Raw genomic sequence first — 20,411 nt, 5'->3', positions numbered from 1 at the left:
CGGCAATCTTTCAGTTAATCCGCATTACCCAATCCGCTGCCGCTCGCCCGGCGCGCAGCCCACTGGCAAAACATGCGGTCAGCAGATACCCGCCAGTCGGCGCCTCCCAGTCCAGCATTTCGCCGGCGCAGAACACCCCCGGCAGGGCCTTTATCATCAACCCCTCATCCAGCCCCTCGAAACGCACCCCGCCCGCGCTACTGATCGCTTCATCCAGCGGTCGTGCCCGCACCAGCGTGATCGGCAACGCCTTGATCGCCCGCGCCAATGCTTCGGGGTCGGCAAACGTCGCCTGATCGGTCAGTTCCCGCAGCAGCGCCGCCTTCACCCCGTCGATGCCCAGCTGGCTGTGCAAGTGCTTGGCCATGGAGCGCGAGCCTCGCGGTCTGGCGAGTGCCTGGGCAACTTTGTCCACAGGCTTGTCCGGTAGCAGGTCGAGCAACAGCACCCCACGGCCTTCGCGGTTGATGGCCTCGCGCACTGGCGCCGACCAGGCGTACACCAGGCTGCCCTCGATGCCTTGGGCAGTGAGAATGAACTCACCTTTGCGCGGCGCGCTGCCCGCTACCCCAAGGGCGATGTTCTTCAAGGGCGCCCCGGCAAACTTGTCCTTGAGCAGCGCGCTCCAGCCTTCGACTTCGAAGCCGCAGTTGCTCGGTTGCAAGGCCGAGATATCCACAGCCCGTTCGGCCAGCAGCGGCTGCCAGCTGCCGTCAGAGCCCAGGCGCGCCCAGCTGCCGCCGCCCAACGCCAATACCACGACCGCAGCATTCAGTAACCGCTCACCCTGTGGATAAGCGATTCGCAAGGCGCCCTCGGCGTCCCAGCCCAGCCAGCGGTGGCGGGTGTGGATAACTACCCCACTGTCGCGCAGCCGCTTGAGCCAGGCGCGTAGCAGGGGTGCCGCTTTCATGTCGGTGGGGAACACCCGGCCCGAGCTGCCGACGAAGGTTTCAATGCCCAGGCCATGAATCCACTGGCGCAAAGCGTCGGCGTCGAAGTCGCGCAGCAGCGCAGCGATCTCGCCCTGGCGCTCTGCATAGCGGGACACGAATGCCGGGTAGGGCTCGGAATGGGTGATGTTCATGCCACCGACCCCGGCCAGCAGGAACTTGCGCCCCACCGAAGGCATGGCGTCGAACACCTCGACCGCCAGGCCCGCTTGGGCCATGGCTTCAGCGGCCATCAGGCCGGCGGGGCCGCCACCAATGACGACTGCGAGGGGAGGGAAGGTGGGCTTCAGATCGGACATGGCGGGCGGCGGGCTGTGGAAAAGATGCGCATTCTAACGCAGGGCTGCCAACGGAAGCACTGGTCAAAAAATGATCAGTTCTATGCAAGCCTTACGGGCCATGGCTCACAGCCGCTTTCCAGCAGGTTATCCACAGGCGGTTCCACAGTCATTGTGAACAACCCATGACACGTGCTGCGCTGTGATGGAGGATGCCGTGGCGTTTGGCCAAGGCCGCGCGGTCTTTGCTGTAGCCACCGCCGATCACGCCCACCACCGGGATGTCGCGGCCCAGGCAGTGGCGCAGCACCGCCTCGTCCCGCGCGGCAACACCGACGTCGGTCAATTGCAGGTAGCCGAGGGCGTCGTCCTTGTGCACATCCACGCCGGCGTCATACAACACCAGGTCGGGTTGATACAGGGGCAGCAGGTAGTTGAGCGCGTCGTCGACCACCTTCAGGTAGGCGGTATCACCCATGCCACGGGGCAGCGGGATGTCCCAGTCGCTTTGCGCCTTGCGCGCCGGGAAGTTCTGCTCACAATGCAGCGATACGGTGATGGCCTCTGGTGTGTCGTGCAGGATGCGCGCGGTGCCATCGCCCTGGTGGACGTCGCAGTCGAAGATCAGCACGCGATGCACCCGGCCAGCTTCCAGCAGGTAGCGGCTGATCACTGCCAGGTCGTTGAAGATGCAGAAGCCTGCCGGGTGGTCGTAATGGGCGTGGTGGGTGCCGCCGGCCAGGTGGCAAGCGATGCCGTGCTGCAGTGCCATCTCGGCGCTTAGCAGCGAGCCACCGACTGCGCGTACGGTACGCCGGGCCAGGGCCTCGCTCCAGGGCAGGCCCAGGCGGCGCTGGTCCTCGCGTGACAGCTCGCCGTTCATGTAACGCTCGATGTAGCCGCGGTCATGGGCCAGGGCGAGGATATCGTTGGGGCAGATATCCGGACGCAAAAGCGCCTGGTCGGTGGTCAGCCCGCTGTCGACCAGGTGGTCGTGAAGCAGGCGGAACTTGTCCATCGGAAAGCGGTGTTCGGCGGGGAACTCCGGGCTGTAGTCTTCGTGGTAGATCAGCGGCAACGGCATGGGGCATTCGCAATCAGGGCCAGTGCTGATCTTGCCAGTTATCGCCCTGCGCTCGCCAATACTCGTTGCCAGTCCGGTTCGTTCAGGCGCCCGAGGATGCGTGCCTTGCCATTGCCATCCACCGAAACGAACAATGCGCTGGCGTAACCGCTTTCACGCTCACCGCCTGCAACGTTCTGCTGGCGGGCGAAGTGATCGATGCAACCGTTATGCGTCACCAGTACCAGGTTATGCCCCGGGCGCTTGCGGGCCAGGGCTTCACTGGCAAACCGATTGTCGCACCCTTCCAGCCAGTCTTCGCTGGCCACTGCCTGGCCAAGGATGAAGTGCGCGGTTTGCCGGGTGCGCAGTTTAGGGCTGCTGAGCAGATCGGCGTTGTTCAGGCCCAGCTGGTGCAGCCCTTGGCCGACCCGGCCGGCGGCCTGGCTACCGGCCACGGTGATGCCGGTGGGGTCGTCCAGGCAGGGGCCGGGGGCGCTGTCGCAGCGTTCGGCGTGGCGGATCATCACGATCACCGCCCCCTCGACCCAGTCCTGCAGCAATCCGCTGTCACTCAGTTGTTGATCGTTGCCAAGGTCCACGATGTGCGTCCTCGTCGCCAGCCAGGTGGTCAACGCCGCCACGACCATGCACAGGCCAAGGGCGGCACCGAGGGCCTTGCGGCCCAGGCGGCGCTTGCGCCGGGCGTGGATGGCAGGGTGCCCCAGGGTATTGCTCGATAACATGCGTTGCTCCATAGACATGGCCGCGCCTGGCGCGGCAGTGGTGGCGAGCATGTTGCCGAGCGGGCTGTCGGGGACCGGTGAAGGGCTTGTGAAAATTGCATTCGGTTGCTGCAGCTGGGTGAAACCCGCACCCGCGCCTACGCTGTAAACTGCAAGGCGGCAAAACCGGAGCAGGCCCGATGACCCCCATTCATGAACTGCAAAGCGCACGGCTGGTGCTGCGCCAATGGCGCGACGACGACCTGGGCGAGTTCGCCGCGCTGTGTGCCGACCCGCAGGTGATGCGTTATTTCCCCGCCCCACTGACGCGCCTGGAGGCTGCCGCGCTGATCGGCCGCGTGCGCGGGCATTTCAACGAATACGGTTTTGGCCTGTGGGCGCTCGAACGCCAGGACACCGGTGCGTTCATCGGCATGACCGGGTTGCTCAACGTCAATTTTGACGCCAGTTTCGCGCCAGCCGTGGAGATCGGTTGGCGCTTGGCGCGGCGCCACTGGGGCCAGGGCTTTGCCAGCGAAGCGGCGTGGACCTGCCTGCGTTGTGCGTTCGCCCAATTGCGCCTGGAGGAAGTGGTGTCGTTCACTAGCGAGAGCAACCTGCCGTCGCAAAAGGTGATGCAGGCCATTGGCATGCAGCAGGACGTGCACGGCAGTTTCGAGCACCCCCGCCTGCCCGTCGGGCACCCGCTGCGCCCGCATGTGCTGTACCGCATCGACCGCGCGCACTGGGAGCGCACCCTGCGCGCCTGAATACACGGCCATGCCCGGCGCGAATGACAAACCCTGTATCATTTGCCCTCATAACAGCGCTGTAGAGATGTGTTGCCTTGCTAGGAGAAGCCCCGATGAGTCATGTGTTGGACGACCTGGTCGACCTGTTGAGCCTCGAGTCCATCGAGGAGAACCTGTTCCGCGGACGCAGCCAGGACCTGGGCTTCCGCCAGTTGTACGGTGGGCAGGTGCTGGGCCAGTCATTGTCGGCGGCCAGTCAGACGGTCGAAGACGCACGCCATGTGCATTCGTTGCACGGCTACTTCCTGCGCCCGGGCGATGCCAGCCTGCCGGTGGTGTATTCGGTGGACCGCGTGCGCGATGGCGGCAGCTTCAGCACCCGGCGGGTGACTGCGATCCAGAAGGGCCATACCATCTTCACCTGCAGCGCGTCGTTCCAGTACGACGAAGAAGGCTTCGAGCACCAGGCACAGATGCCTGATGTGGTCGGCCCGGAAAACCTGCCCACCGAAGTGGAGCTGGCCCGCGCCATGGCCGATCAGCTTCCCGAGCGAATTCGCGACAAGGTGCTGTGCGCCAAGCCGATCGAGATCCGCCCGGTCACCGAGCGTGACCCGTTCAACCCCAAGCCCGGCGACCCGGTGAAGTACGCCTGGTTCCGCGCCGACGGCAAGCTGCCCGACGTGCCAGCTTTGCATAAATACCTGCTGGCCTACGCCTCTGACTTCGGCCTGCTGACCACGGCGTTGCTGCCGCATGGCAAGTCGGTGTGGCAGCGCGACATGCAGATCGCCAGCCTCGACCATTCGCTGTGGTTCCACGGCAACCTGCGCGCAGACGAGTGGCTGCTGTATGCCACCGACAGCCCATGGGCCGGCAACTCTCGCGGTTTCTGCCGTGGCAGCATTTACAACCAGGCCGGGCAACTGGTGGCGTCGTCGTGCCAGGAAGGCCTGATTCGCCACCGCAAGGACTGGGCATGAACCTGGCCGAGATCCGCAACTGGGTGTTCGACATGGACGGCACCCTGACTGTGGCAGTGCACGATTTTGCCGCGATCCGCGAGGCACTGGAGATTCCGCCTGAAGACGATATTTTGACCCACCTGGCGGCGTTGCCGGCAGCGGAGGCGGCGGCCAAGCATGCCTGGTTGCTGGAGCACGAGCGCGACCTGGCCATTACCTCGACGGCAGCCAGCGGGGCGGTGGAGCTGGTGCGCGAGCTGGCCGGGCGCGGTTGCCGGCTGGGTATCCTCACCCGCAATGCGCGGGAGCTGGCGCATGTGACGCTGGAGGCGATCGGCCTGGCGGACTGTTTTGCCGTCGAGCATGTGCTCGGGCGGGACGAAGCTGCGCCCAAGCCAAGCCCTGATGGGCTGCTGAAGATCGCCAGCGCCTGGGGCGTGGCGCCGAGCGAGCTGGTGATGGTCGGCGATTACCGCTTCGACCTGGACTGCGGTCGGGCGGCGGGGGCGCGTACGGTACTGGTGAACCTGCCGGACAATCCCTGGCCGGAGCTGGTGGATTGGCATGCGGCCGATTGCCGGGCATTGAAGGTGATGCTGGGCTGATCTTTGTGTTGGCAATGCGGGCCCTGTCTATGCTGAACCCCATTCTTTTCCCTGAAACGGAGACCCACCCATGACCAGCAAGGCCATCTACGTACAACCCGGCGGCGGCTACGACAAGGTCGAGGTCGGCACCAGCGAAGCCGCTGCACCACAGGCCGGCGAGATCACCGTGCGCCTGCACGCCAGCTCCCTCAACTACCACGACTTCGCGGTGGTCAGTGGCATGTGGGGCCCGAGCGAGCGGCGCATTCCCATGGCCGATGGCGCCGGTGAAGTGCTTGCGGTGGGTGCCGGCGTCACCGAGTTCCAGGTAGGCGACAGCGTGGTCAGCACCTTCTTCCCCGACTGGCTGGACGGCCAGGCCAATGTCGAAGGCTTTGCCAGGGTGCCCGGTGATGGCCTCGATGGTTACGCCCGCGAGCAGGTCACCGCCCGCGCCACCTCGTTCACTTTGGCGCCCAAGGGTTTCAGCCACGCCGAAGCCGCTACCCTGACCACTGCCGGGCTTACCGCCTGGCGTGCGCTGATGAGCGACGATCACCTCAAACCGGGTGACACGGTACTGGTGCAGGGCACTGGCGGGGTGTCGATCTTTGCCCTGCAGTTCGCCAAGCTGGCCGGCGCCACGGTCATCGCCACCTCGTCCAGCGACGCCAAGCTCGAGCGCCTGAAAGCCCTGGGTGCCGATCACCTGATCAATTACAAGAGCACCCCGGCCTGGGGTGAGAAAGTGCGCGAGCTGACCGACAACCGCGGTGTCGACCATGTCATCGAAGTGGGCGGACCGGCGACGCTGGAACAATCGATGATTGCCGCGCGCATTGGCGGGCATGTGTCGCTGATCGGCATTCTCACCGGTGTGGCCGGGCAATTGCCGCTGGTGCAGGCGCTGGTGCGGCAGATTCGCCTGCAAGGCGTGCTGGTGGGCAGCCGCGCGCAGCAGCAGGCGATGGTGCGGGCGATCGATGCCAACGGCTTGCGGCCAGTGGTGGACAAGCATTTCGAGCTGGAGCAGATCGTCGAGGCGTTCCGCTACCAGGAGAGCAACCGCCACTTCGGCAAGATCTGCCTGACCTGGTGAAGTGCGGGCGGCTGGATGTAACAGTCGCCCTGCAAGCCAATCCATTCGCCGAGGATGCGGTACGCCAGCAGGTGCACGCGGGGTAGCGTGACGGCGCCTATTCCGGCAGCAGCCGATCGCGGCTGTTGGACAGGTGCAGGCACACCGCCGCGCGCGCTGCATCCGGGTCTTGCCGGCGAATGGCATTGAGGATTGCCTCATGCTCCAGGTTGGCCAGGTACGCCTGCCGCGCCAGCCTGGACCCGGCACGCTCAGCCTGGGCCATGCGGTTGCGCGGGATCAAGCCATTGCCCAGTTGCAGCAGCATTTCGGTGAAATACAGATTGCCGGTGGCCTCGGCGATCAACAGGTGAAAACGCCGGTCGGCCTCGATGCAACTGTCGCCCGCGGCGGCCAGATCCTGGTAGTCATCCAGCGCCTGGCGCATGCGTGCCAGTTGCCCTTCATCACGGCGCAGCGCAGCCAGGGCGGCGGCCTGGCCTTCCAGGCCAATGCGCAGTTCCAGCAGGTCGCGCACATTGGCCGCACTTTCCGCGGCGATGCGCAGGCCAGCCTGGGGCTGGCGCTCCATCACGAAGGTACCGATACCGTGGCGTGGCTCCACCAGCCCCGAGGCCTGCAGCTTCGACAAGGCTTCGCGAACCACCGTGCGGCTTACCCCATGCTCGCGCACCAAGGTGTTCTCCGAAGGCAGCTTGTCACCAGGCTTGAAGGTGCCGAGCAAAATCTGTTGAGTCAGGCTCGAGACCAGGTCATGGGCGCGGCTGTGGCCGCGTTTATGGACGGGTGTGGTTTCCATGTGGCGGTCCGTTCTTGTTGTGCTTGTACGACAAGTTAATCGATAAAAATATTTTTTGTCGGTTTTTCGGTAATCAGGCTTCGCTGATCCATGAGCTGTTACCGCATGATCGAAGCAAGTTAGCATTGTGACAGCTTGTATTTTGGGTTTTAAGCGCTAATCGCCATCTTGTCGTACAACTTCCCTGCGCATATGCTCCACCCCACTGTCATGTCAGACAACCTCGACCCGCACAAAAACAATTAGTGGGAGATTCGTAAGTGAACGACACCCTCGCTCCGTCTGCACGGGCTGAAGGCGACGCGCTGGCCAGTGCCTTGGCCAAGGTCAAGCGCTACGTCCTGCCGCTGTTCGTCATCATGTTCATCGTCAACTACCTCGATCGTGTCAACATCGGCTTCGTCCGCCCGCACCTGGAAAGCGACCTGGGCATCAGCGCCGCTGCCTTCGGCTTTGGCGCCGGCTTGTTCTTCATCGGCTACGCACTGTTCGAAGTGCCGTCGAACATGCTGCTGCAAAAGGTCGGTGCACGCCTGTGGCTGACCCGCATCATGTTCACCTGGGGGCTGGTGGCCACGGCCATGGCCTTTGTGCAGACCGAAACCCAGTTCTACGTGCTGCGCTTTTTGCTGGGTGTCGCCGAAGCGGGCTTCTTCCCCGGGGTGATCTACTACTTCACCCGCTGGCTGCCGGCGGCCGAGCGGGGCAAGGCGATTGCCATCTTCCTCAGCGGTTCGGCACTGGCCTCGCTGATTTCCGGGCCGCTGGCCGGGGCGCTGATGCAGATCCAGGGCCTGGGCCTGCATGGCTGGCAGTGGATGTTGTTCATCGAAGGCATGGCTTCGGTGACGCTGTGCTTCTTCGTGTTCTTCTGGCTCGACTCCAAGCCCCACGACGCCAAGTGGCTGAGCAAGGCCGAGCAGGACGCGCTGGTCGATACCATCGACCGCGAGCAGCGTGAGCGCGAAGCCGTCGGCGCGGTAAAGGTGTCGTCCTGGAGCCTGCTCAAGGACCGCCAGATCGTGCTGTTCTGCCTGATCTACTTCTGCATCCAGCTGACCATCTACGCCGCGACCTTCTGGCTGCCCAGCATCATCAAGCGCATGGGCGACCTCAACGACCTGCAGGTAGGGTTCTTCAACTCGATCCCGTGGCTGATCTCGATCCTGGCCATGTATGCCTTCGCCGCAGGGTCTGCACGCTGGAAGTTCCAGCAGGCCTGGGTCGCGGGTGCGCTGCTGATCGCTGCCATTGGCATGTTCATGTCCACCACCGGTGGGCCGGTGTTCGCCTTCGTTGCCGTGTGCTTCGCCGCCATCGGCTTCAAGTCGGCGTCGTCACTCTTCTGGCCAATCCCGCAGGGCTACCTGGATGCGCGCATCGCCGCGGCAGTAATCGCGCTGATCAACTCGGTCGGCAACCTTGGCGGTTTCGTTGCCCCCACCACCTTCGGCCTGCTGGAGCAGCAGACCGGGTCGATCCAGGGCGGCCTGTACGGCCTGGCGGTGACCTCGGTGCTGGCGGCCATCGCCATCTTCTTTGTGCGCACGCGCCCAAAGGGCGTGCCTGCCGATCCACTCAAGGCCCCTTCGGCCCTGGGCCAGACCCACTGACGACTGCGAGACAACAATCATGAACATGCAGACCTTGCACACCAGCACCCCCGTGGTCACCGACCTGCGCGTCATCCCCGTGGCCGGCCACGACAGCATGCTGCTCAACCTCAGTGGCGCCCATGGCCCGTACTTCACCCGCAATGTGGTGGTGCTGCGCGACAGCGCCGGCAATACCGGCCTGGGCGAAGTGCCTGGTGGCGAGAACATTCGCCAGACCCTGGAAGACGCCCGCAGCCTGGTGGTCGGCCAGCCGATCGGTCATTACCAGCGCGTGCTCAATGCCATGCGCCAGACCTTCGCCAACCGCGACAGCGCCGGGCGTGGCCTGCAGACCTTCGACCTGCGTATCACCGTGCATGCGGTGACGGCTGTCGAATCGGCGCTGCTCGACCTGCTCGGCCAGCACCTGAATGTGCCCATGGCGGCACTGCTGGGTGAGGGGCAGCAACGGGATGCGGTGAAGATGCTCGGCTACCTGTTCTATATCGGTGACCGCCAGCAGACCGACCTTGCCTACCGCAACGAAGCGGATGCCGATGACGACTGGTTCCGTCTGCGCCACGAACAGGCCCTGACCCCGGAGGCGGTTGTGCGCCTGGCCGAAGCGGCCAAGCAGCGTTATGGCTTCAGCGACTTCAAGCTCAAGGGCGGCGTGCTGCGAGGTGAAGAAGAAATGGAAGCGGTGACGGCGCTGGCCGAACGCTTCCCCGAAGCGCGCATCACCCTGGACCCCAACGGTGCCTGGTCACTCAAGGAAGCCATCGCCCTGTGCCGCGACAAACACGATGTGCTGGCCTATGCCGAAGACCCGTGCGGCGCCGAGAACGGCTACTCGGGCCGCGAGGTGATGGCCGAATTCCGTCGCGCTACGGGTTTGCCCACGGCTACCAACATGATCGCCACCGACTGGCGGCAAATGGGCCATGCCATCCAGCTGCAGTCGGTGGACATCCCGCTGGCCGACCCGCATTTCTGGACCCTGCAGGGCTCGGTACGGGTGGCGCAGATGTGCAATGACTGGGGGCTGACCTGGGGGTCGCACTCGAATAACCACTTCGACATCTCGCTGGCGATGTTTACCCAGGTGGCGGCTGCGGCGCCGGGCGAGATCACCGCGATCGATACGCACTGGATCTGGCAGGACGGCCAGCGCCTGACCCGGGAGCCACTGCGCATCGTCGACGGGCACGTGGGGGTGCCGGCGCGGCCGGGGTTGGGGGTGGAGCTGGATGAAGACCAGCTGGCCAAGGCCCATGAGTGCTACCGCAATATGGGCCTGGGAGCGCGGGATGACAGTGTGGCGATGCAGTTCCTGATTTCGGGGTGGAGTTTCGACAACAAGCGGCCTTGCATGGTCAGGTGAGCCAGCATCGAGGTGTTGCAAGGAGGCCCTGGGAGACCGGGGCTTTTTTGTATCCGACCAAGAGTGCGCATGGCATCAAATCGATGCGGTCGAGGTGGAGCTGGCTTGCCGGCGATAGGGCCAGGGCAGGCAACACACATTCAAATGAAAAACAAAAGCGCCAGATGACCCGGTGGCGCAATCGGACATGCCATTCGCGACATCTGGCGTGAATGGAAAGGCCCTGTCGTGATCGAACAGTTCCGGGGCGTTCTCGTGTAATTTCCCACAGCCCTGCGGAGCTTAAATGAACCCCGAACCGCACTGGCACGTTGCTCTGTGACGCACACCAAAGAACATCAACAGAACCCGAGCAACCTGTCGACTTATTGATTTCAAAGGAGATATTTTCGCCTACGCCTGCCCCCATCCTTGTGTCAGCAAAAAGAGAACAACATCAATGAACACCGTGGGATCTGATGGCAACCTTGCACAAGGTTTCAAGCCACGTCATGTAACGATGCTGTCCATCGCCGGCATCATCGGCGCCGGACTTTTCGTAGGCTCTGGGCACGCCATTGCGGCGGCCGGGCCCGCAACCATAATTTCCTATTTCGTGGCCGGGACCCTGGTAGTCCTGGTCATGCGCATGCTCGGCGAAATGGCCGTGGCACACCCCGATACCGGATCGTTTTCCACCTACGCCGACCAGGCCATCGGCCGCTGGGCCGGCTATACCATCGGCTGGCTGTACTGGTGGTTCTGGGTACTGGTGATCCCGATCGAAGCACTGGCCGCCGGGCATGTGCTGAACGCCTGGTTCCCTCAGGTGGACAGCTGGATCTTTGCCCTGGCCTCGGTACTGTTGCTGGCCTGCACCAACCTGTTCAGCGTGGCCAAGTACGGTGAATTCGAGTTCTGGTTCGCCATCCTCAAGGTCACGGCGATCCTGGGCTTCATCGGCCTTGGTTTCGCTGCCCTGATGGGCTGGCTGCCCAACCGCGAGGTCAGCGGCCTGAGCGGGTTGATCGCCGAGCACGGCGGCTTCGCCCCGAACGGCTGGTCGGCGGTGATCGGTGCGTTCATTACCGTGATGTTCAGCTTTATCGGCACCGAGGCGGTGACCATCGCTGCCTCCGAGTCCAGCGACCCGTCGCGCAACATCGCCAAGGCGACGCGTTCGGTGATCTGGCGCATCAGCACCTTCTACATCCTGTCGATCTTCGTGATCATCTCGGTGGTGCCATGGAACGACCCGCAGTTGGCGGTGGTGGGTTCCTACCAGCGTGCGCTGGAAATCATGAACATCCCCAACGCCGCGTTCATGGTCGACCTGGTGGTGCTGGTGGCCGTGACCAGCTGCATGAACTCGTCGATCTACATCGCCTCGCGCATGATGTACTCGCTGGCCAAGCGCGGTGACGCCCCGGCCTTCCTCAACAAGACCTCCAGGGTAGGCGTACCGCGCTCTGCGGTCTTTGGCAGTACCTTGATCGGCGCGGCGATTGCCATCCTCAACTACTTCGCACCGAAAGGCGTGTTCGAGTTCCTGCTGGCCAGTTCCGGCGCCATCGCCTTGCTGGTGTACATGGTCATCGCCATCTCGCAGCTGCGCATGCGCCGCCGCCTGGAGCGCGAGAACACCGAGCTGAAGTTCCGCATGTGGCTGTTCCCTTACCTCACCTGGGCGGTGATCATCTTCATTGCCGGGGCGCTGGCGGTGATGATGTACACCCCGGAGCACCGGGTAGAAGTGAGTTCGACGCTGGGCCTGGCAATCGTCATTTCCTTCCTGGGGATCGTGACATCGCGGGGCCATGCGCAACCTGTAGGGGCGCGGTCGATGGGGTGATCGGGTTCACCTTACGGTAGGGCGAAGGGCACCAGTGGATGGGTGCCCTTTGCTTTTTGAAACAAATCAGAGGTGCTGCCGGTGGCGGGGTGACGGCTCACCGGGGGTAGACTTCCTGGCGAATTCAAAAGGGAGTCGATGCATGAGCGCTGAACAACAAGAACCACAAGCGCCGGTGGCCCTTCCTTCGGTAAAGGATGACCGTTTCGAGGAAGTGCTCAGGTTGATTCAGGATGCCAGGCAGCGTGCGGTGCAGGCGGTCAATACGCAATTGATCGACCTGTACTGGCAGGTTGGGGCCTACATCAGCCACAAGCTGGAGCGGGCGGAATGGGGCGATTCGGTGGTCAGTCAGCTGGCTGCTCATCTTGCCCAAACGCAGCCTGGGCTACGAGGTTTTACGAGACCTAACCTGTTTCGGATGCGCCAATTTTATGAAGCCTATCGCCATGACGAAAGAGTCTCGGCACTGCTGAGACAATTGCCATGGACCCACAACATGATGATTCTCAGCCAGAGCAAGCTCACTCAGGAGCGCGAGTTCTACCTGCGCATGGCGATTCAGGAAAGGTGGTCAAGCCGAGAATTGGAAAGGCAACTCAAGGCCTCGCTTTTTGAACGCAGTGTCGCAAACCCGGCCAGGGCTTCGGCAGTATTGCGTCAAGATTATCCGGCAGCCATGGAGGTTTTTCGGGATGCCTACATGGTGGAGTTTCTCGGGCTAACGGGGGATCATGCAGAAGCAGACCTACATGGCGCGCTGATGAATCGGCTCAAACAGTTCCTCATCGAACTGGGCCGCGACTTCTGCTTCGTCGGCTCTCAGTACCCGCTTCAGGTCGGTGGCCGCGACTTCGCACTGGATTTGCTGTTCTTTCACCGCGGCCTCAACTGCCTGGTAGCGATAGAGCTGAAGGTCGGCCGCTTCGAGCCCGAGTACCTGGGCAAACTCGATTTCTACCTGGAAGCGCTTGACCGAAACGAGCGCAAGCCGCATGAAAACCCTGCGATTGGCGTGTTGCTGTGCGCCAGCAGGGACGATGAGGTGGTCGAGTACGCACTTAATCGCAGTTTGTCGCCAGCACTGATTGCGGAGTACCAGACACGCTTGCCGGACAAGGCCTTGCTGCAGGCCAAGCTGCATGAATTCTACGCCTTGGGTGCTGCAGGCGATCACTGATCAGGCACCGCCTTTCACGCTCTGCACATAACGCATCACCGCCGGCGCTTTATCGAAGCGCCGGTGAATCAGGCTGAGCCATGAACTGGCGTGGCAGTCGACGATCCGCCGGTAGTTCACCTGCGGCAGGCAGATGCGCTGCACCACCGATTCCGGCACCACGGCGATGCCCTGGCCGAGAGACACCAGGGTAATCACCGCCACCAGGCTGCCGGGCTGCGGGCCAAGCTGCGGGACGAAGCCACCTTGCGCGGCGACCTCCAGCGTGCCGGATATCTGCTCGGGCAGGATGAAGGTTTCATTGGCCAGGCGCGATGCCGGGATCTGAGGCACTTCATTGATCCGTGAATGGGCGGGCAGGGCAAGGACGAAGCCCTCCTGGTGCAGCGCAATGGCTTCCAGCTCTTCCGGCAGTTCCATCGGCGAGCGCACATACGCAAGGTCAAGCAGGCCATCACGAACCCTGGCGGGCAGTTCGGCCATGGGCAGTTCGCGCATGCTCAGGCGTACCTCGGGGCAGGCTTCGCTGAAGCGAAGCACTTGCTGCTGGAGCATGCCCGAGTAGGCGGCCGAAGCCACGTAGCCCAGTTCGATACGCCCGCTTTCGCCACGGGCGGCGCGTTGTGCCCCCAGTTGCGCCGCGTCGAACTGACGCACGGTCTGTTCGGCTTCGATGAACAGGGCCTGGCCGGCGGCGGTCAGGTTGACCTCGCGCTGGTTGCGCTCGAACAGGCGAACGCCCAGTTCGCGCTCCATGTCCTGGATCTGCCGGCTGAGGGTGGGCGGGGCGATGCCCAGTTGCTCGGCGGCACGGGTGAAATGGCCATGGCGGGCAACGCAGAGGAAATAGCGGAAATGGCGGATTTCCATGGGTGTTACCTGCAGGGTAATGACGGGGGCCGCCGAGGCTAACAAGGCGTTGGGTTGGCAGCGTTATGGTGAGGCCAACACTACAAGCCTGGTGGCCTGGGGGCAAAGATTACCTGGGAGATTGGCGGGGCCGCTTTGCGCCCCAGGCGATCCTGCAGGCAAACCGCCTTTCAGGCGAACCAGCCCACCCCCCGGAGCCCTGCCATGCCTTCTGCGCGTTTTACCCTGCTCACTGCCTCCCTGGTCTGCGCCCTGATCATCCTCGACACCAATATCGTCGCAGTCAGCCTGCCCAGCATCGCCCGCGACCTGTCCGGCTCGTTCGCCGATATCGAATGGGTGGTCAGCGCCTACCTGCTGGCGTTCGCCGCCTGCCTGCTGCCGGCCGGCAGCCTGGCCGACCGCTTTGGCCGGCGGCGCATGCTGCTGCTCGGCCTGGTGCTGTTCGGCATAGCCTCGCTGGCCTGTGGTGCCGCGCCCACGCTGTTGTTTCTCGACCTGGCCAGGGCAGCCAAAGGTGTGGGCGCCGCGTTGCTGTTGACCTCGGCCCTGGCGGCGATCGGCAACCGCTTCCACGAGCCGCAAGAGCGCATGCGCGCCTGGGCCTTCTGGGGCGCATGCATGGGCGCCACCATCACCTTTGCGCCACTGCTGGGCGGGGTGATCGCCAGCACCTTGGGCTGGCGCTGGATCTTCTATATCAACCTGCCCCTGGTGGTGCTGTTGGCGCTGATGGTGCTGCACAGTGTCGAGGAGTCGCGTGACAGCGCAGCGGCGCGGCTCGACCCGTGGGGCAGCCTGACCTTCGCCGGCAGCCTCGGCTACCTGATCTGGGCGATGATCGATGCCAACCAGGTGGGTTGGGGCAGCGCGCAAACCCTTGGCCGTCTGGTGATCAGCGCTTTCCTGTTCGGCCTGTTCGTCATGGTCGAGCGCAGCCAGCAGCGCCCGATGATCGACCTGCAGCTGATGCGCAGCGGGCGTTTCGTCGGCGCCTTGCTGGGCATGTTCGCCTACGCTGCCTGCGCCCAGGTGATGATGACCCTGCTGCCGCTGTACCTGCAAAACGGCCTGCAGCTGTCGGCGCTGGCCGCAGGCGCCGGCATGCTGCCATTTGCCGTCGCCATGCTGCTGACCCCGCGCGTTGGCATGCGCTTGGCCGCGCACCTGAGCCCGGCGCAGGTGTTTGCGCTGGGCCTGGTGCTGGTTGGCATGGGCAACCTGCTGTGTGCCTGGGCCACGCGCCAGGGCGGCTATGGCGCGTTCGCCCTGGCCAGCCTGGTGCTGGGCGCTGGCGCCGGGTTGCTCAATGGCGACACGCAGAAAAACATCATGGCTTGCGTGCCGCGTGAGCGCACCGGCATGGCCTCGGGGCTGAGTACCACCACGCGGTTCGGGGCAATCGTGCTGGCCATTGGTGTACTTGGCGGCGTGCTGGCCGGCCGTAGCGGGCAGCTGTTGCACGAGGCCATCGCCGCCGTGGCACCCGCGCACTCGGGCCAGGTTGCGGCAATGGCGACACGGGTTGCCGCAGGCGACCTGCAGGCCGCCCTGGCGCTGCTCGAACCCGCCCAGCGCGAGGCCGTGGCGCCCCTGGCCCGGCAGGCATTCATCGGTGGTTTCGAGGCCGTGCTGCACACCGCAGGTATTGCCGCACTGGTCTTCGCAGTGCTGGTCGGCCTGTTGCTGTCTCGCCCGCCAATCCCGCTTGCAACGGATACCAGGCAGGTGGGCCAGGACGCTGCATAGGCTACCCTCAGATGGCGCATTGCAATTAACTGTCCCCCGCGCACAACTATTTCATCCGGCAAATGTCATTCACAGCAGGCCGGCCAATTTATGGGGAAGCCGGCCTTTCAGCCCAGGAGCTAAGGTACATGGCAGCACTGCACGGCAGCACATCGGAAGCGATCAAGAACAACCAGGCGCAATTGCAGAAAGAATGGCTTTCTGGCCTGGAAACCAACGGCGCCACGCGTAATATCAAGGAACAGGTACTCGCACAGGAAACCCGCGAATTCCTGCAATTGCTGGTCGAGGGCCTGCTAAGCGAAGGCGGCAGCAACCTGGCTGCAACGGGCTGGGAAGGGGTGCGCCGTTTTCTGGAAAAACTGTCCGTCTCGCGCGCGCAGCTGGGGCATGACTCGCACCAGGCCGTGTACTTCATCTTTGCCCTGAAGGGGCCACTGTTCGGCCTGTTGCAATCGCACTTCAGTGATGAACCGGCGCGCCTGGCCGAGCAGCTGTGGGCGATCTCCGAGCTGATCGACGGCATGGGCATGCACACCATCCGCACCTTCCAGAAAACCCGCGAAGACGTGATCAAGCGCCAGCAGGAAGAGCTGCTGGAACTGTCCACCCCCGTGGTCAAGCTGTGGGACGGGGTACTCGCCCTGCCGCTGATTGGCACCCTGGACTCGCAACGCAGCCAGACCGTCATGGAGTCGCTGCTGCAGCGCATCGTCGATACCGGCTCGGAAATCGCCATCATCGATATCACCGGCGTTCCGACCGTCGATACGCTGGTGGCGCAACACCTGCTCAAGACCGTGACCGCGATCCGCCTGATGGGCGCCGATTGCATCATCAGCGGGGTGCGCCCGCAGATCGCGCAAACCATCGTCCATCTTGGCCTGGACCTGGGCACCCTGACCACCAAGTCCAACCTTGCGGATGCCCTCAAACTCGCCCTTGCGCGCCTGGGCGGCGACATCGGCAAGCAGGTATAAGCCTATGGAGCGCATTCCGATCCTGCAGATGGGCGAATTCCTGCTGGTGACCATTCAGGTGGACATGCACGACCAGCTGGCGCTGACGCTGCAGGAAGACCTGACCGACCGCATCAGCCATACATCGGCCCAAGGTGTGCTGATCGATATTTCCGCACTCGACATGGTCGACTCCTTCATAGGCCGGATGATCGCCAGCATTTCCGGCCTGTCGCGCATCATGGATGCCGAAACCATGGTGGTCGGCATGCAGCCGGCCGTGGCCATTACCTTGGTCGAACTCGGCCTTACCCTGCCGGGCGTCAGTACGGCACTGAATGTGGAGCGCGGCATGCAAGTGCTGCGTCAACGTGTGAGCCGAAAATGAATGTTCGCGAAAGCGGCAGCCATCCTGTGCGCATAGAGCAGGATGTAGTGTTGGCGCGCCAATTGGCGCGCAAGTTGGCCGGTGAATGCGGCATGCGCCTGGTGGACCTGACCAAGCTCGTGACCGCCGTCAGCGAGCTGGCTCGTAACACGGTGGTCTACGGCGGCGGCGGCGACATGGACTGGCAGGTGCTGGAGGATGCCGGGCGTGCAGGGCTGCGCTTGCTGTTTCGCGATGAGGGCCCGGGCATTCCCGATGTCAAGCTGGCGCTGACCGATGGCTGGACCTCGGGCAGTGGCCTTGGCCTGGGCCTGACCGGCGCCCGACGGCTGGTCGACGAGTTCGAGCTGGACACGGCCCCCGGCCTGGGCACGCGTGTGACGATCACCCGATGGGCATGAATATTCACGCTACCGCGACTCAAGTACTGCGCCTGGACGACCCCAGCGACGTCGGCCATGCCCGACGTACTGCACAAAAGCTGGCCGAGCGACATGGCTTTGAGCCGGAAGAGGCAGGGCGTGTGGCCCTGGTGGCCACCGAGCTGTGCAGCAATGTCCTCAAGCATGCCCGCCATGGCGAGCTGCACATGCGCGTGCTGCCCCGTAAGCAAGGCGCCTTCGCCATCGAGCTGCTCACCGTGGACCGGGCCCAGGGCTTCGATGCCCACAGTTGCCTGGCCGATGGCTATTCGACGGCGGGCACCCAGGGTATCGGCATGGGGGCCATGGTGCGTCAGGCCCAGGTGTTCGACATGTACGCAGATGCTCGCGGAGCCGTGGTGCTGGCGCGCCTGCACAGGACGCTTGACCGCGGCGCAGACCTGCGCTGGGGCGTCAGCCAGCATGCCCTGCACAACGACCCCGCCTGCGGGGATACCTGGCACCTGGCTATCGATGGACAATGCATCAGTGCACTGGTGATCGATGGCCTGGGGCATGGCCCTGATGCCGAAGTGGCGGCCAAGGCGGGCGCCGCCGCATTTGCCGAAGCGCCGTATGGCGACCCGTTGCAACTGTTGCAGGCCATGCACCAGGCCATGTCCGGCACCCGGGGTGGGGCTACGGCGGTGGCGCAATATGACCGTGCCCATGACCGCCTTAGCTTCACCGGCATCGGTAACATCGGTGCAAGCCTGGTGGCCGGGGCACAAGTGCGCGGCCTGGCTTCGCTGCCGGGCATCGTGGGTGGGCAGTTCAGGAAAGCCCAGGTGTTCGACTACGCTGAGCTGAATGGAAACCTGTTGATCATGTACAGCGACGGCCTGCAGTCCCGTTGGAACCTGAAGGACTACCCTGGCCTGGTGCACCGTCACCCGGCCGTGATCACCGCCGTGCTGCACCGCGATTTCTGCCGAGGCCGCGATGATGTGACGGTGCTGGCCGTCGATTTGGAGGCCGCGCATGTCTGATGCACAACTGATAGCCCGGCTGCAGGCCGAGAACGACGCCTTGCGCGCCGAACTGGAGGAAACCAACCAGGGCGTGCTGGCGTTGTACGCCGAGCTGGACATCCAGGCCGAGCAACTGCGCCAGGCGTCGGACCTGAAAAGCCGCTTCCTGTCCTACATGAGCCACGAGTTCCGCACGCCGCTGGGCTCAATCCTGAGCATCACCGGCCTGCTGACCGATGAACTGGACGGGCCCTTGTCGCAAGAGCAGCACCGCCAGGTGACGTTCATCAGCACCGCCACCCGCGAGCTGTCCGACATGGTCGACGACCTGCTCGACCTGGCCAAGATCGAAGCCGGGCGCATCACCATTTCGCCCGCCTGGTTCGATATGCTCGACCTGTTCGCAGCCTTGCGCGGGATGTTCCGGCCGATTGTCGATGTCACGGCGGTCGACCTGATTTTCGAAGAGCCGGTGGGGTTGCCACGGCTTTACACCGACGACAAGAAACTTGCGCAAATCCTGCGCAACTTCATCTCCAATGCACTGAAGTTCACCACCCGCGGTGAAGTACGCGTGTCTGCCGAGTTGCTGGGCAACGACATGATCCGCTTTGCGGTCAACGATACCGGCATCGGCATTGCCCAGGAGCTGCTGGGGACCTTGTTCGAGGACTTTGCCCAGGTCGACTCGCCGCTGCAGAAGCGCCTGCGCGGCACGGGTCTGGGCCTGTCGTTGTGCAAACGCTTCGCCATGCTGCTGGGTGGCGAAGTGGGTGTGCACAGCGAGCCAGGGGTCGGCTCATGCTTCTTCGTGATCATTCCTCTGGCCCTGGCCCAGGAGAACGTCGATGAAACCTGATGTGCGCCTGCTGATCGTCGACGACAACGTCGCCACCCGCTACGCCCTGCGCCGGCGCCTGGCGGTGCACGGCTACGAAGTGATGGAGGCGGGCACGGGCGGTGAAGGGCTGGCGATGATCCGCGACCAGCAGATGGACGCACTGATCCTGGATGTGAACCTGCCGGACATGAGCGGTTTCGATATCGTCAGGTTGCTGCGCGAGGACGCGCGCACCGCACTGCTGCCGGTCATCCACGTGTCGGCGGCGTCGATACTGAGCGGCGATATCATCACTGGCCTGAACGCCGGCGCCGATGCCTACCTGGTCCACCCGGTGGACCCTGAGGTACTGGTCGCCACCCTGCGCACCCTGCTGCGTGTACGTGATGCCGAGCGTGCGCTGCGTGAGAGCGAGGCGCGCTTCCGGGAGATTTTCAGCAGCGTGTCGGCCCCCATCGCCGTGCTCGATGCAGAACTGAAGGTGCATGAATGCAATCAGGCGTTCAGCCACCTTACCCAGGACAACCGTGATGCTGCGCAGCTTCGGGAGTGCTTCGCCGAGGGCCAGGCGGCAGCCCTGGATGCCCTGCGCCAGCACCTGTTGGCCGGCGAGCGATGGAAAGGCACCCTGAGCATGCAAGTGCGGGGGCACTTGCGCGAGACCGAGTGGCAGCTGTCACCCTACCAGGCGACGGGGCTGTGCCTGGTGTTCGTCGAAGACGTCACCGAGCACCGTCACCGCGAGCGCTCGCACCTGGCCCGCCTGGACGTTGCCACCAGCCAGCTGGCGCGGGAGGTGGCCGAACGCGAGCGCACCGAGGCGCAGCTGCTGCAGCTGCAGAAAATGGACGCCCTGGGCAGCCTGACCGGCGGCATCGCCCACGACTTCAACAACCTGCTTACCGGCATCATCACCAGCCTGGAACTGATCCGCAAACGGGTGGCGCAAAACCGTGTCGAGATGGTGCCCAAATACGCCGAGGCCGCGCTGAGTTCGGCC

20 protein-coding genes are annotated in these 20,411 nt (G+C 63.9%); 15 read left to right on the top strand and 5 right to left on the bottom strand.

The annotated features are described in order from the left end of the window. Positions 1 to 10: 10 nt before the first annotated feature. From HP546_RS03900 to HP546_RS03890, 3 genes are all read right to left on the bottom strand, one after another. Positions 11 to 1,252, bottom strand: coding sequence for a TIGR03862 family flavoprotein (locus HP546_RS03900; protein ID WP_172219890.1), 1,242 nt, complete (start codon positions 1,250 to 1,252; stop codon positions 11 to 13). Positions 1,253 to 1,400: 148 nt separating this feature from the next. Then, positions 1,401 to 2,315, bottom strand: a complete 915-nt coding sequence (locus HP546_RS03895; RefSeq protein WP_172219887.1) for a histone deacetylase — start codon at positions 2,313 to 2,315, stop codon at positions 1,401 to 1,403. 38 nt (positions 2,316 to 2,353) lie between these two features. Continuing rightward, positions 2,354 to 3,040: a histidine phosphatase family protein gene (locus HP546_RS03890; protein ID WP_172219884.1), complete on the bottom strand. Its 687-nt coding sequence runs from the start codon at positions 3,038 to 3,040 to the stop codon at positions 2,354 to 2,356. Between the two features lie 179 nt (positions 3,041 to 3,219). On the opposite strand from HP546_RS03890, the gene HP546_RS03885 reads away from it, so the two are divergent. The 4 genes from HP546_RS03885 (at position 3,220) to HP546_RS03870 (ending at position 6,422) form a co-directional block, all read left to right on the top strand. Then, complete coding sequence (locus tag HP546_RS03885; protein ID WP_172219881.1) at positions 3,220 to 3,789, top strand: GNAT family N-acetyltransferase; 570 nt, start codon at positions 3,220 to 3,222, stop codon at positions 3,787 to 3,789. 95 nt (positions 3,790 to 3,884) lie between these two features. Then, the gene (tesB, locus tag HP546_RS03880) at positions 3,885 to 4,754 is read left to right on the top strand and encodes an acyl-CoA thioesterase II (RefSeq protein ID WP_172219878.1); all 870 of its coding nucleotides are present in this window, start codon (positions 3,885 to 3,887) and stop codon (positions 4,752 to 4,754) included. Further along, entirely contained in the window at positions 4,751 to 5,341 is a 591-nt protein-coding gene (locus tag HP546_RS03875; RefSeq protein ID WP_172219875.1) for an HAD family hydrolase, read from the top strand. Before tesB ends, HP546_RS03875 begins: the two co-directional genes overlap by 4 nt. A gap of 70 nt (positions 5,342 to 5,411) precedes the next feature. After that, positions 5,412 to 6,422: an NAD(P)-dependent alcohol dehydrogenase gene (locus tag HP546_RS03870; RefSeq protein ID WP_172219872.1), complete on the top strand. Its 1,011-nt coding sequence runs from the start codon at positions 5,412 to 5,414 to the stop codon at positions 6,420 to 6,422. A 97-nt stretch (positions 6,423 to 6,519) separates the two neighbouring features. Here the strand turns inward: HP546_RS03870 and HP546_RS03865 are convergent, their stop codons facing one another. Next, positions 6,520 to 7,221 (bottom strand): FadR/GntR family transcriptional regulator, encoded by a 702-nt coding sequence (locus tag HP546_RS03865; RefSeq protein ID WP_172219869.1) that lies wholly within the window; start codon positions 7,219 to 7,221, stop codon positions 6,520 to 6,522. Positions 7,222 to 7,481: 260 nt separating this feature from the next. On the opposite strand from HP546_RS03865, the gene HP546_RS03860 reads away from it, so the two are divergent. From HP546_RS03860 to HP546_RS03845, 4 genes are all read left to right on the top strand, one after another. Then, the gene (locus HP546_RS03860; RefSeq protein ID WP_172219866.1) at positions 7,482 to 8,834 is read left to right on the top strand and encodes an MFS transporter; all 1,353 of its coding nucleotides are present in this window, start codon (positions 7,482 to 7,484) and stop codon (positions 8,832 to 8,834) included. A gap of 19 nt (positions 8,835 to 8,853) precedes the next feature. Beyond that, positions 8,854 to 10,200 carry a glucarate dehydratase gene (gene gudD / locus HP546_RS03855; RefSeq protein WP_172219863.1) on the top strand — a complete coding sequence of 449 codons (1,347 nt, stop codon included), beginning with the start codon at positions 8,854 to 8,856 and terminating at the stop codon, positions 10,198 to 10,200. Between the two features lie 439 nt (positions 10,201 to 10,639). Further along, the gene (gene gabP / locus HP546_RS03850; RefSeq protein WP_172219860.1) at positions 10,640 to 12,031 is read left to right on the top strand and encodes a GABA permease; all 1,392 of its coding nucleotides are present in this window, start codon (positions 10,640 to 10,642) and stop codon (positions 12,029 to 12,031) included. Positions 12,032 to 12,173: 142 nt separating this feature from the next. Beyond that, the gene (locus tag HP546_RS03845) at positions 12,174 to 13,211 is read left to right on the top strand and encodes a YhcG family protein (RefSeq protein WP_172219857.1); all 1,038 of its coding nucleotides are present in this window, start codon (positions 12,174 to 12,176) and stop codon (positions 13,209 to 13,211) included. Here HP546_RS03845 and HP546_RS03840 read toward each other — a convergent pair whose 3' ends face one another. Continuing rightward, positions 13,212 to 14,081, bottom strand: a complete 870-nt coding sequence (locus HP546_RS03840) for a LysR family transcriptional regulator (RefSeq protein ID WP_172219855.1) — start codon at positions 14,079 to 14,081, stop codon at positions 13,212 to 13,214. A 204-nt stretch (positions 14,082 to 14,285) separates the two neighbouring features. On the opposite strand from HP546_RS03840, the gene HP546_RS03835 reads away from it, so the two are divergent. The 7 genes from HP546_RS03835 to HP546_RS03805 all read left to right on the top strand — a co-directional run. After that, the gene (locus tag HP546_RS03835) at positions 14,286 to 15,830 is read left to right on the top strand and encodes an MFS transporter (RefSeq protein WP_172219852.1); all 1,545 of its coding nucleotides are present in this window, start codon (positions 14,286 to 14,288) and stop codon (positions 15,828 to 15,830) included. A gap of 128 nt (positions 15,831 to 15,958) precedes the next feature. Next, positions 15,959 to 16,810 carry an STAS domain-containing protein gene (locus tag HP546_RS03830; RefSeq protein WP_172219849.1) on the top strand — a complete coding sequence of 284 codons (852 nt, stop codon included), beginning with the start codon at positions 15,959 to 15,961 and terminating at the stop codon, positions 16,808 to 16,810. 4 nt (positions 16,811 to 16,814) lie between these two features. Further along, positions 16,815 to 17,177 carry an STAS domain-containing protein gene (locus tag HP546_RS03825; RefSeq protein ID WP_172219846.1) on the top strand — a complete coding sequence of 121 codons (363 nt, stop codon included), beginning with the start codon at positions 16,815 to 16,817 and terminating at the stop codon, positions 17,175 to 17,177. Next, entirely contained in the window at positions 17,174 to 17,578 is a 405-nt protein-coding gene (locus tag HP546_RS03820) for an anti-sigma regulatory factor (protein WP_172219843.1), read from the top strand. Before HP546_RS03825 ends, HP546_RS03820 begins: the two co-directional genes overlap by 4 nt. After that, positions 17,575 to 18,588: an ATP-binding protein gene (locus HP546_RS03815; RefSeq protein WP_172219840.1), complete on the top strand. Its 1,014-nt coding sequence runs from the start codon at positions 17,575 to 17,577 to the stop codon at positions 18,586 to 18,588. The genes HP546_RS03820 and HP546_RS03815 overlap by 4 nt, the downstream gene beginning before the upstream one ends. Then, positions 18,581 to 19,429, top strand: a complete 849-nt coding sequence (locus tag HP546_RS03810) for a sensor histidine kinase KdpD (RefSeq protein ID WP_172219837.1) — start codon at positions 18,581 to 18,583, stop codon at positions 19,427 to 19,429. Before HP546_RS03815 ends, HP546_RS03810 begins: the two co-directional genes overlap by 8 nt. Beyond that, on the top strand, positions 19,419 to 20,411 hold a 993-nt coding region (locus HP546_RS03805), incomplete at its 3' end, for a response regulator (RefSeq protein ID WP_172219834.1). The genes HP546_RS03810 and HP546_RS03805, both read left to right, overlap by 11 nt.

Source organism: Pseudomonas sp. CM25 (genome assembly GCF_013179705.1).
GTDB lineage: Bacteria > Pseudomonadota > Gammaproteobacteria > Pseudomonadales > Pseudomonadaceae > Aquipseudomonas.
The sequence above is the reverse complement of the archived record's forward strand: the minus strand, read 5'-3'. Positions and strand labels throughout refer to the sequence as shown.